This is a genomic window from Streptomyces tirandamycinicus, assembly GCF_003097515.1.
Lineage (GTDB): Bacteria > Actinomycetota > Actinomycetes > Streptomycetales > Streptomycetaceae > Streptomyces > Streptomyces tirandamycinicus.
Map to the genome: position 1 here is coordinate 5,425,115 of NZ_CP029188.1, position 12,521 is coordinate 5,437,635.

The following is a 12,521-nucleotide window of genomic DNA, read 5'->3' on the forward strand; positions in this document are numbered from 1 at the left end:
CACCACCGGACGAAGGGGGAACCCCATGACCGCCGCCCACGCCGAACCCACCGACGACAAGAGCCTCTGCGTGCTCAGCACCAGCGACATCGCGGGCATCGACATCAGCCTGACCGACGTCGTCGACGTCGTCGAGCAGGCTTACCACACGCTCGCTGCCGGGCAGTCGGACAACCCCCGCAAGCTGACGGTCAAGCCCGCCGACGGCCACTCCGTCTCGTACGCGATGCTCGGCCGCGACGGCGTACGCAACGTCGTCGCCATCAAGACCTCGTACAAGCACGGCCTGCACGAGCAGCGTGACAAGCAGCACTACTACACCGCGCTCACCGTCTACGACGACGTGACCGGCCTGCCCGTCGCCATGATGGACTGCGGCCGCATCGGCGCCCTGCGCACCCCGGCCGTCTCCGCCCTGCTGGCCCGCGAACTCGCCGCACCCGGCAGCCGTACGGCGCTCGTCATCGGCACCGGCACCCAGGGCAGGCTCGCGCTGCCGTTCCTGCTCACCACCCTGCCCCAGCTCGACCGGCTGATGGTGTTCGGCACCCATCCCGACGGCATACGGGCCGTGCGCGAGCAGCTCCACGCCCACTTCCCCGACCGCGAGGTCGAGATCGTCGACGACCTGCGCGCCGCCGCCGGCGAGGCCGACGTGGTCGTCGCCACCGCAGGGCCCAACACCCCGGCACATGTGGAGGCCGACTGGCTCAAGCCCGCCGCCCTGTGCGTCCTCGTCGGCCACGGCATCGCTCCCTCCACGCTCCACCGCGCCGACCGGGTCATCGCCACCAGCGCCGCGCAGATGAAGGTCACCGGCACCGACATGGCGGACGCCAACGGCGAACTGCGGGACGTGGACGCCGAGTTCCCCGAGATTCTGGTCGGGCGCGCGTCCGGGCGCACCGACGTGGGCCAGAGCATCTTCGCGTACAACAGCGGGCTCGTCGTCACCGACATCGGGCTCGGTCACCGCTTCGCGCAGCTGGCCCTCGCCCAGGGCGCCGGAACGCGGGTGCAGCTGTGGCAGTGACGTCCCCACCGAGCCTGCCGGCCCACCCCGACCCGCAGCTTGACGCGATCCTGCACGGTGGCCTCCCACACGAACTGGCGTACGCGTTCGGCGGGCCGTTCCACCTGCTGCTGCCCGAGCGCTTCGACGCCAACGTGGCCGCGTTCCGGGCAGGGCTCGACGAGGCGGGCGTCATCGGCCGCGTGTACTACGCCAAGAAGGCCAACAAGGCCGCCGCGTGGATCGAACGCTGCGCGGTGAACGGCACCGGTGTCGACGTGGCATCCCTCGGTGAGCTGCGCCAGGCGGTCGGCCAGGGCGTGCGCGGCGAGAACGTCGTCGTCACCGGCCCCGCGAAGGCCGACGACCTGCTGCGCGTCGCCGTCCTGCAGGACTGTCTGATCGCTGTCGACGCCCTGGACGAGTTGGACCGGGTCATCACGGTGGCGGGCACCCTTGCCCGTCCGGCCCGGCTGCTGCTGCGCCGTCTGCCCCCGGCCCAGTCGCACAGCCGCTTCGGCCTGGACGACGCCGAGCTCGCCACGGCCCTCGAGCGGTGCGTGGACGCCGCCGAAGCCGTGCGGATGGAGGGTTTCTCCTTCCATCTGTCCGGCTACGCCACCCAGCCCCGCGCCGACCTCGCGGGTGAGCTCGTCGAACTGTGCCTCAAAGCCAGGGGCATGGGTCTGCAGGCCGACCGGATCAGCATCGGCGGCGGCTTCGCCGTCGACTACGCGGCGGCCGGCGACTGGGAGCGCTTCACCGCGGTGCAGGGGCCCGACGACTACCACACGGGCAAGTCCTTCACGACAGCCGACTTCTACCCGTACCACTCGCCCGTCGCCGGCGCCGACGCCCTGCGGGTGATCCTCACGGCCCGCCCGTCCGGCAGCGGTGCACCGCTCGCGGACCGGCTCCGCGAGGCGGGGGTCATGCTCCTGATGGAGCCCGGGCGAGCCCTGCTGGACCGGGCGGGCTGCACGGTCTTCCGCGTCCAGGGGGTCAAGGACCGGAGCGGGTACGCGATCCTCACCGTGGACGGCACCAGCCTGAGCCTGTCCGAGCAGTGGTTCAACAGCGAGTACCTGCCCGACCCGGTACTCCTCACCACCGGAGACCGGCGGAAGAGCGGCCCGGTACGCGCCTGCGTCGGCGGTGCGACCTGCCTGGAGTCGGACGTGCTCACCTGGCGCAAGGCCGCCTTCCCCGTACGGCCCTGCCCCGGCGATCTGCTCGTCTACCCCAACACCGCCGGATACCAGATGGACTCCAACGAGTCGCCGTTCCACGACCTTCCCCTGCCGCCGAAGGCCGTCGTCGACGAAGCGGACGGACGCATCCGCTGGCGGCTCGACCGCCGCCCGCCTTCCTGACCTCGCCCCTCACCGCTGGAGCCCCTCATGCACAAGGCCCTGATGCGCCCCGCCGTCGTCAGCCGCGTCTCCGACCTCGTCGGCTACACCCCGCTCTTCGAGCTGTGCCGCTCCGAGAGCGGCAGCCGACTCCTGCTCAAGCTGGAGCAGTTCAACCCCACTGGCACCGCGAAGATACGCATGGCCCGCGCCATGGTCGACGCCGCCGAGGCTACCGGTGAACTCCGCCCCGGCGGTCGCATCATCGAGTCGACCTCCGGCAACACCGGCCTGGGCCTGGCCGTGATCGCCGCCGAACGCGGCTACACCTTCACCGCCGTCGTCGACAACCACGCCGCCGCCGACAAGCTGCGCGGCATGCAGGCCATGGGTACCGAACTCGTCCACGTCGTCGACGACGGCACCGAGGAGCTCGCCACGGCCGCCCGTGAGGAACTCGCCGAGAAGATGGCCGACGAGGACGACAGCGCCATCTTCACCGAGCAGCACAACAACCCCGCCAACGCCGTCGGCTACTACGCCGTCGGACGGGAGCTGGACGCCGCCCTCGGAGGCCGCGTCGACATCCTCATCGGCGCCGTCGGCACCGGCGGCGGCCTGTGCGGCACGGGCCTCGAACTGCGCCGCACCGTGCCCTCCGTCCGCATCGTCGGCGTCGAGCCGAAGGGCTCCATCGCCTTCGGCGGCCCCGCCCACGACTACTACCAGTCCGGCACCGGCACCCCCGAGGGCGCCACCATCGGCGCCCTCGTCGACTTCGACCTCATCGAGGAAGGCGTCAAGGTCGGCGACATCGAGGCCTTCGCCACCGCCCGCGTCGTCGCCCGCAAGACCGGCCTCCTCATCGGCGGCTCGGCCGGCGGCGTCGTGTACGAGGCGCTGACCCGGATGGCGGCCCTCCCACCCGAGACCACTATGGTCGCCCTCGTCAACGACGGCGGCGAGAAGTACATGGACACCGTCTTCAACGACGACTGGATGAACGCTCGCGATCTCATCGACCCCACGGTCGAGCGCGAGATCGACGAACTGCTCACCAAGCTCCGCGAGAACTGACACCGATGCCGACGCCCATACGCACCCTGCTGACCGACAGCCGGGCCCTCGCCGCCCTGGCCGTGCCGCTCGCCCTGACCCAGCTCGCACAGGTCGCCCTCACCACGACCGACACCATCATGATGGGCCTCATGGGCGCCGAGGCCCTCGCGGCCGGCGGCCTCGCCATGGTGATCTTCAACCAGCTGCGCACCATGGGCGTCGGCATGGTCACCGCCGTCGGCAACCAGGTGGCCGCCGCGGCCGCCCGCGCCGAAGCGGCCGACACGGATGCGGCAAGGACCGAGGCCGACGAGGACGTACGCGACTTCGTCCGCGCCGCCTTCGCCCTCGCCACCCTTGCCGGCCTCGCCGGCGCCGTCCTGATGGTTGCCGTCGGCCACGCCGTGGGCCGGCTCGGCCAGGACGCTTCCGTCGTCGAGGCGGCCAATCCCGTCCTCTACGCCATGGCCCCGGGTCTGATCCCCTGCCTGTGGTTCCAGTCCATCCGCCAGTTCACCGTCGGCATGCGCCGACCTCAGGCCCTGCTGCGGATCACCATCGCGTCCATCGCCGTCAACGCCGCACTCAACTGGGGCCTCATCCACGGCACCTGGATCCTGCCCGAGCTGGGCCTGCCCGGCATCGGGATCTCCACATCCCTCGTGTATCTCCTGTCCTGCCTGGCCCTGTACGCGTTCACGCGCCGCGACCCGCAGCTGGCCCCGCTCCTCGACATCCGCATCTGGAAGACCCGCCCTGCCACACTCCGCCGCCTCACCGGCCTGGGCACCCCCATCGCCGCCACCTACGGCTCCGAAGCCGGCTTCTTCTTCGTCGTCGCCCTCATCGTCGGTACGTTCGGCAGCGCCGCCCTGGCCGCCCACACCGCCGTCAACCAGCTCATCTACATCGTCTTCCAGACAGCCGTCGGCCTGTCCCACGCCGCCTCCATCAACGTCAGCAGGGAACTCGCCCTCGGCCGGGTCGACGCCGCCCGCCGTCTGAAGAACACGGCCCTGTCCTGCGCAGCCACCGTCATGGCCGTCGTCGGCGCTGTCTACCTCCTCGCCCCCGAGTCGGTTCTGCGCCCCTTCCTCTCCCCGGACGAGACGCAGGCCCTCGCGATCGGCACCGAACTCCTTCTCATCGCCGCCGTTGTGCAGTTCTTCGACTGCACCCAGAACATCGGCGTCGGTCTGCTTCGCGGCCTCGACGACACCAAGGGCGGCTTCCACGTCACCCTCATCGGCTACTGGCTCATCGGCCTGCCCGCCGCCTGGCTCCTCGGCCGCTTCACCGGACTGGACGCCACCGGCGTCTGGCTCGGCCTCCTCACCGGCCTCGGCGCGACCGCCCTCCTCCTCCTGCGCCGCTACCATCGCGGGCTCGCCACCCGCGCCGCCGCTCCGACGACCGCGGAGCCAATGGCAGCAGCCTGACGAGCTGTGCGCCGTGTGTCCGGCGCACGCCGTCGAGCCCGCCGCGGACGCATGCGGCTGCCGGGGCGGGGTGCGCCTGCTGCGAGAGGTGGTGGGTCCCGGCGCGCGCCGGGACCCACCACCCGAGCCGACGATGTTCCGTCAGCCGGGCCGACGGTGCCGTCAGCCGTGCATCAGGCGGTCGATGCGACGCGCGATGCCGTCGATGGTCGCGGCGGCCATGAGTTCCATCAGGGACAGTTCGCAGCCGAAGGTCTGCTCCAGGGCTACTTTCAGCTCCGCGCCCATCAGCGAGTCCAGCCCGAGGTCGGCCAGATGGGCGACGGGGTCCACGCGGTCCGGGGTGGTCTGCAGGATGTGCGCGGTGGCTTCGACGAGCGTATGAGTGATCAGTTCGAGACGGGCCTGCTCACCGTCGGCGGCCTTCAGCCGCCGGCGCAGGTCCTGTGTCCGGGTGCGCTGGACCCTGCTGTTGCCGCCCAGTTGGGCGGAGAACCTCGGCACGGTGAGGGCCGGCAGCAGGTGGGTGAGCCGCTCCCAGTCCATCACGCCGACCGCTGCCTGTCCCTCGGGGCGGCTCAGGTACGCGTCGAGGGCCGTCAGGGCCATGGCGGGTGTGATCAGTCCGATGCCGGAGCGGGCGATGGTGTCGGCCATGTTCGTACGGGCGACGTAGCCGGTCTCGGAGATGCCGCCCCAGGCCAGTGCGAGACCCGGCCGGCCCTGGTCGCGGCGCGTGCGCATCAGCGCTTCCAGGTACAGGTTGGCGGCCGCGTAGGGGGCTTGGTGCTGGTTGCCGATCAGAGCCGCGACGGAGGAGTAGGCGACGAAGAAGTCGAGGCCGAGGTCGGCGGTGAGTTCGTGGAGTACCTCTGCGCCGCGCACCTTGGGCGCGAGTACGGCGGCGAACCGTCCGGCGGTGAGGTCGGTCAGCGGGGCGTCGTCCAGGTGCATGGCGGCGTGCACGACGCCGCGCACCGGGCGGCCGTGCTGCCGCGCGTCGGCGATGACCGTTCGCATGGCGTCGCTCGTGGTCACGTCGGCGGCGTGCACGTGAGCGCCGGCGCCGAGCCGGCGCAGGTCGCTGAGGAGTCGCGCGGCTTCCGGGGCCTCGGCGCCACGGCGGGAGACGAGGGCCAGGTGGCGGGCGCCGCGGGTGGCGAGGTGGCGGGCGGTCGCTGCGCCGAGGCCGCTCAGCCCACCGGTGACGAGATAGGTGGCATCGGGGTCGAGCCGCGGTGCCGGCTGCGGTTCTTCGACGGCGACGGGGAGGCTGTCGGTGAAGGAGACGACGACCTTGCCCAGGTGGCGCGAGTGGCGCAGAGCGCTGAAGGCGTCGCTGATGCGCGGTGCCGGGTAACTCTGGTGGGGGAGGGGCGGGTAGGTGCCGGCCAGGACGCGGTCGGTGACCGTGCGGAAGGCGGCTGCGGCCGTTTCGGGGGCGTCGGCGATCAGCCGGGTGATGTCGACACCGAAGTAGGCGAGATTGTCCCGGAAGGGGCGCAGCAGCAGCGGTGCGTTGGCGTAGATGTCGCGCTTGCCCAGCTCGATGAAGCGTCCGCCCGGCTTCAGGCACTCCAGACTGCGGGCGATGGCCTCCCCGGCCAGGGAGTTCAGAACGACGTCGACGCCTCGTCCCCCGGTCACCTCGCGGACCTGATGGGCGAAGGAGAGGTCGCGGGAGTTGAACACGGCCTCGACGCCCAGGGCGCGCAGCAGATCGCGCTTGGCCGGGGTGCCCGCGGTGGCGATCACCCGGGCGCCGACGTGACGGGCGTACGTCAGCGCGGCCAGACCGATGCCGCCGGCGCCGCCGTGCACCAGCACGGTGTCCCCGGCACGCAGGCCGGCGAGTGTCTCCAGGCTGTGCTGGACGGTGAGGTAGACGGCGGGCAGGGTCGCCGCCTGCTCGAAGGTCATGTGGTCGGGGATGCGGCCGGTCTGCTCCGTGCGTACCCGCACATGGGAGGCGAAGGCGCCGTGGGCGAAGGCGTACACCCGCTCGCCCACCGACCAGCCGGTGACGCCCGGCCCGGTGGCGGTGATGACGCCGGCGCACTCCAGGCCGAGCAGCGGGCCGGTGGGACTGGCCGGTTCCGCGCCCGCCGGCAGCATGCCTTCGGCGAGCATCACGTCACGGTAGTTGAGGGCGGCGGCCTTGACCCCGACGACCACCTCTCCGGGGCCGGGTGGTTCCGCTTCGGCGTTGATCCAGGTGAGGTGGTGGCCTCGTCCGGGGCGGCTCAGCCGCAGCCGGTAGGTGTCGTGCGGGCCGGCGTCGCGGGTGACGGGCGGGAGCGGGCGCAGTCGGGGAGTGAAGCGCCCGTGTGGTTCCAGGACGACTTCGTCGTCCTCACCCGGTTCGAGGAGTTCGGCGGCCAGCCGTGCGGCGTCGGCCGCGTGATCGGGGGAAGTGGAGAGGCTGATGCGGCGTACGGTCAGGGTGGGGCGCTCGTTGGCGACGACCCGGCCGATTCCCCATACGGCCGCGGCCCATGGGCCGGCGCCGGTGTCCGCGGGGGCCGGGTGCAGGCCGGTCGGCGGGGTGACCAGCCACAGCAGGGGGTCCGGCCGGCCCGCGGCGGCGGCCGTGGCTGCCGCGGCCCTCACGGCACCTGCGGCCCTGGTGACGGCCTCGGTGACGGCCTCGGTGCCGGACGAGGGGTGATCGTCGCCGAGGAGGAGGACGACGCGCGCTGACGCCTGATCCGTCAGGGGCTGCTCCCACGGGTCCACGGCGTCGGGCAGGCAGGTGAGCTGGGCGCGGGCTCCGGCCGCCGTGAGGGCGGTGGTCAACGCGGTGCCCAGGGGATGCCCGGCGGAGTCGGTGACGATCAGCCAGGGATCGTCCGTGCGGGGGGCCGGCTCGGTGTTCCGCGGCGCGGTGTGCGGGCGCACCCGGGCGTCCACCGTGCGGCGAGCGACCAGCAGGGAGTAGTCCTCCGCGGTCTCCGCCTGGCCGCTGCCGGTGTCGGTGACGGCGTCGAAGCCGCACTCGGACAGCAGGGGCGTCCACGCGGCGCGCGGCAGCAGGGGACTCGTGCGCAGGTCGTCGTCCGTGCCGGACCAGTACTCGGGCAGGAGCCCGAAGCACGGGCCGAGGATCTCCTCGTCGTGGCTCTCCACCGCCAGCAGTTGCCCGCCGGCGCCGAGCAGCCGAGCGAGGCGCGTACAGGTGGCGCGCAGGTCGGTCGTGGCGTGCAGGACGTTCGCGGCCACGATGAGGTCGAAGGACCCGGGAGCGAAGCCCTGAGCGGTGGGATCGTCGTCGAGGTCGAGGGTGCGGTAGTCGAGGAAGTCGTATGCGGCGAACCGGGCCTGCGCCCGGGGGAAGAAGGCCGGTGTGACGTCGGTGAAGGTGTAGCGGGTCAGGTGCGGCGGGAGCACGGCGAGAAGGGCCTGGGTCAGGCCGCCGGTGCCGCCGCCGACCTCCAGGACGCGCAGCGGCCGGTCGGTGGGCCACTCGCGCAGCGCTTCCCGGAGGACGAGGCGGGCGTAGTGGCTGTGGGCGCGCATCTGCGGGGTGTCGGCGTAGAAGGCTTCGACGAGATGCCGGTCGGCTTCGTTGAAGAGCAGCTGGCGGGCGTCGGCCCGGCCGGTGAGGATGTCGGGAAGGTGGGCGCCGACGCGGGAGTACATGGCGGTGGCCGTGATCCATTGGGGGAACCGCTCCGCGCACAGCCGCAGGTGCGTCTCCGGGGCGGCTTCCGCCGCGGTGAACCGCCAGCACTCCTCGCCGGGGGATGCGGCGGGCTGGTGCTCCAGCAGGCCGGAGCGGGTGGCGAGCCCGGCCATGAGCCGGGCGTAGGAGACGTACCGCGGTTGCAGTCCCGCCGTCAGGAGGTCGCTCATCCGGAAGCGGTCCGTGCCCGGCAGCAGGTCGGCGAAGGCGGCGGCCGCGTAGTGCCCTGCCGTGGCCTTCACCGTGGGCGCGAAGCGGCGGTAGTCGTCCGCCTGCTCCTTCTCGAAGGCGGCCCGTGCCGCGGCGGTCGCGGCCACCGTGTGCGCCGGTGCCGGCAGGGGCGCGGGAGTCGATGCGGGGGACTGGCCGGGGCGTGGTGCGTACCGCAGGACGGTCGCCAGCTCCTGCACCTCGTCCCGCCTGGCGACGGCGTGCAGACGGCAGCCGGTCAGCTGGACGGCGACGCCGCCGTCGTCCTCGCTCACGGTCACGTCGACGACGGCGTCCGATCCCGTGAGATGGCGCAGCACCACATGGATCCGGCCGCTGACCGGTGGCTGCCGCCATACGCGGGCGGACTCGATCGCGGTGGGCAGGAACATGCGGCCGCCGGCGACCCGGGCGAGCAGAGGGGCGGTTGCCTGCAGGGCGCCGTCGCAGATCACCGGGTGCGCGTGGAAGCCGGCCGCGTCACGCGCGGGCGACTCGGGCAGCCGGTAGGTCGCGGTGACCTCCGTGCCGGACACCACCAGGCCGGTGAGGACCTGGAACGCCGGGCCGTACGAGAGACCCGCCCGTGCGGCGTGCTCGTAGTGCACGGCCGGCTCCACCACCGTGCCGGCACCGGGGCCGCCGAGTGGCGCCGGTGCGGGGGCCGTCAGTCGGCGGACTCGGCCTCGCGCGTGCGGCGTCCACTGGGCGGAGGGATCGGTGCGGGAGGCGATCAGGACGATGCCGTCCTCGGCGGACAAGGAGGTCTGGACCGATACGGAGGCCGGGTCGTCGGTACGGGGCAGGGTCAGCGGCCTCAGTACATCGAGATCGGTGACTTCACACGGTGTGCCCAGCCCGGCGCGACCCGCCGCCAGTGCGGCCTCCAGGTAGGCGGTGGCCGGCATGACGATGCTCGTGTCGACCCGGTGATCAGCCAGCCAGGGCAGCCGGGTGCGGGTGAGCTGCTGATGCCAGGTGGGGTCGGCGACGGCCGCCCGGCGTCCCAGCAGCGGATGTACGAGGGTCTTGTCCTGAGGAACGGTGACCCACCAGTCGGCTGTTCCGCTCCAGTGCCGCTCATGCTGCCAGGGGTACCCCGGCAGGGACACCACCTCGCCGCGCCGGGGGAAACACCGTGCGCCCGCCCCGGAGGCGATGATCGCGGCGGTGGACCGCCGTAGCGCTGCGGGACCGTGGGTGTCCCGGCGCAGCGTCGCGTGGGCGGCGGCGTGCCCGGGCAGCAGCCGCTTCAGATAGGTGGCCAGAATGGGGTGGGGGCCGACCTCCACGAACCGGGTGCAGCCCTCGTCGGCCAGTGCCCGTACGGCATCGGCGAACAGGACGGGTTCACGTACGTTCCGCCACCAGTACTCCGCATCGAGCCGTCGCCCGGCGCACAGCGCGCCCGTCACGGTGGAGGCGAACGGCAGCCGGCCCTGCCGCGGGTCCAACGAGCGCAGCGGTCCCGCCACCTCCTCGTACACGGGGTCCATGTGCCGGGAGTGGAAGGCGTAGTCGAGGTCCAGGGCGCGGAAGAACACCCCGCGCGCCGTCAGCTCCCGGCCCAGTTCCGCCAGCGCCGCGTTGTCGCCCGCGATCGTGACGTCATGGGGGCTGTTGACGCCGGCGACTTCGAGGCGCCCGTGGAAGGCCGCCAGCTCCTTGGCGGCCTCCTCGGGCCTCAGCCCGGCGGCAGCCATGCGACCGCTGCCGGCGGTCGCCGCCTGCGCCCGGCTGCGTACCGCGACGACACGGCATGCCTGCTCCAGGTCGAGACAGCCGGCGACGTAGGCCGCGGCGATCTCCCCGACACTGTGGCCGACGACCGCGTCCGGTTCGATGCCGCGGTCCTCCAGCAGCCGGACGATGCCGACCTGCACGGCGAACAGCAGAGGCTGGGCGATCTCGGTGCGCTCCAGACCGGGCGAGCCGGCGGCGAGTTGCTCGCGCGGCGACCAGCTCAGATGCGGACGCAGGCCCGCCTCGACCTCGTCGATTGCAGCGGAGAAGGCCGGCTCGGACAGCAGATCGGCGCCCATGCCCGCCCACTGCGACCCATTGCCGTCGAAGACGAACGCGACCCGTCCCGGAGCCGCCCTCGGGGCGGTGGCGGCGGTGTCGGGCTGCTCGCCCCCGGCGAGTCGCAGCAGCGCCTCGGCCGCCTGCGCCGGGTCCTCGGCCCAGACGCAGGCGGCATGCTCGTGGCGGGTGCGGCGCCGGGTCGCGGTGTAGGCGATGTCGTAGAGGTCGTCCCCGGTGAACTGCAGGTGCTCCGCCATCCGTTCGCACGCCCGGGTCAGCGCCACCGGGGTGCGGGCGGAGACGACCACCGGCACCCCGGCTGCCGGTGACCGGCCCGGTACGGCAGCGGCATCCGGTGCCGCCGGGTGGACGTCGGCCAGGACGAGGTGGGCGTTGGCACCACCGAAGCCGAAGGAGTTCACGCCCGCGACGGCCCTGCCGGGTGCGTCCAGGGGCTGCAGCCGTGTGACCGGCTGAATGTTCAGCTCGTCGAACGCGATGGCCGGGTTGAGCCGATCGGCATGCAGGGTCGCCGGGATCTGCCGGTGCTTGAGGACCAGCAGCGCCTTGAACAGGCCCGCCATACCGGCTGCGGCCTCCAGGTGACCGAGGTTGCTCTTGACCGACCCGATCGGCAGCGGACCCCGGCCGCGGTCGACACCCAGGGCCCGTCCGATGGCCTCCGCCTCCAGCGGATCCCCCGCCGGGGTGCCCGTACCGTGGGCCTCCAGGTAGGCGACGTCGTCGGGCCCCAGACCGGCCCGCTCGTACACCTGGCGCAGCAGCGCCTCCTGCGCAGAGCTGCTGGGCAGCGCCAGACCGGGAGTCCGGCCGTCGTTGTTGGCGCCACTGGACAGGATCACCGCGTGGACGCGGTCTCCGTCGGCCCGGGCGTCGGCCAGCCGCTTGAGCACGACCAGCCCGCCGCCTTCAGCGCGCGTGAAGCCGTCGGCCTCCGCGGAGAACGGCCGGCACCGCCCGGTCGGCGACAGCATGGACGCGTTGCAGAAGCCCCCGTAGACATGGGGGTTGAGCAGGACGTTGATGCCGCCTGCCACCGCCAGGCGGGTACCGCCGCCGCGCAGGTGCTCGCACGCCTGGTGCACCGCGGTCAGGGCCGAGGAGCAGGCGGTGTCGACGGCGACGCTCTGCCCGTGCCAGTCGAAGTAGTGCGACAGCCGGTTGGCCACGATCGCCCCGGCCATCCCCGACATGGTGTAGGCGTTCCCGGACTCCGGTGACATCGACTGGAGTTCGCCGTAGTCCCGGCTGGAGCAGCCGATGTACACCGCTGTGTCGGAGCCCTCCAGCGCGGTGGCGTCGGTGCCGGCGTCGTCCATCGCTTCCACGGCCATCTCCAGCAGCAGTCGCTGCTGGGGATCCATGTGCGCCGCCTCCCTGGGGGAGATGCCGGAGAAGAAGGAGGTGTCGAAGCCGGACAGGTCCCGGAGGAACCCGCCCGCCGCCGTGTAGGACTGGCCGGGGCGCCGACCGACGTCGACGAAGTCCGCGAGGGGGAAGCGATCGGACGGTACGTCGGTCACCAGGTCCGTACCGGCCGTCAGGACCGTCCACAGGTCGTCCAGGTGGTGCACGCCCCCCGGTAGGCGGCAAGCGGAGCCCACCACGGCAATGGCGTCGTCGGGCAGCAACGGCATACGCAGAGACAACTGTGCTCCAAGCGGAAGCGGAGGGAATCCGGGGCGGGCATCGGATCACGCGGGCAGGCGCGTTCGACGGCT

At 72.5% G+C, this 12,521-nt stretch carries 5 protein-coding genes; 4 read left to right on the top strand and 1 reads right to left on the bottom strand.

Going from position 1 to position 12,521, the window contains the following annotated elements; all coding sequences use genetic code 11:
- Positions 1 to 25 precede the first annotated feature (25 nt).
- The 4 genes from DDW44_RS23830 to DDW44_RS23845 are packed head-to-tail and all read left to right on the top strand — an operon-like array spanning position 26 to position 4,862.
- Entirely contained in the window at positions 26 to 1,033 is a 1,008-nt protein-coding gene (locus tag DDW44_RS23830) for an ornithine cyclodeaminase (protein ID WP_108907673.1), read from the top strand.
- A complete protein-coding gene (locus tag DDW44_RS23835; protein ID WP_108907674.1) occupies positions 1,024 to 2,385 on the top strand; it encodes a type III PLP-dependent enzyme domain-containing protein in 1,362 nt (453 codons plus the stop codon). The genes DDW44_RS23830 and DDW44_RS23835 overlap by 10 nt, the downstream gene beginning before the upstream one ends.
- A 27-nt stretch (positions 2,386 to 2,412) precedes the next feature.
- Positions 2,413 to 3,441: a cysteine synthase family protein gene (locus DDW44_RS23840; RefSeq protein ID WP_108907675.1), complete on the top strand. Its 1,029-nt coding sequence runs from the start codon at positions 2,413 to 2,415 to the stop codon at positions 3,439 to 3,441.
- 5 nt (positions 3,442 to 3,446) lie between these two features.
- On the top strand, positions 3,447 to 4,862 hold the full coding sequence (locus DDW44_RS23845) for an MATE family efflux transporter (protein WP_108907676.1): 1,416 nt from the start codon (positions 3,447 to 3,449) through the stop codon (positions 4,860 to 4,862).
- A 162-nt stretch (positions 4,863 to 5,024) separates the two neighbouring features.
- Here DDW44_RS23845 and DDW44_RS23850 read toward each other — a convergent pair whose 3' ends face one another.
- Complete coding sequence (locus tag DDW44_RS23850; RefSeq protein ID WP_108907677.1) at positions 5,025 to 12,437, bottom strand: type I polyketide synthase; 7,413 nt, start codon at positions 12,435 to 12,437, stop codon at positions 5,025 to 5,027.
- Positions 12,438 to 12,521: the final 84 nt, after the last annotated feature.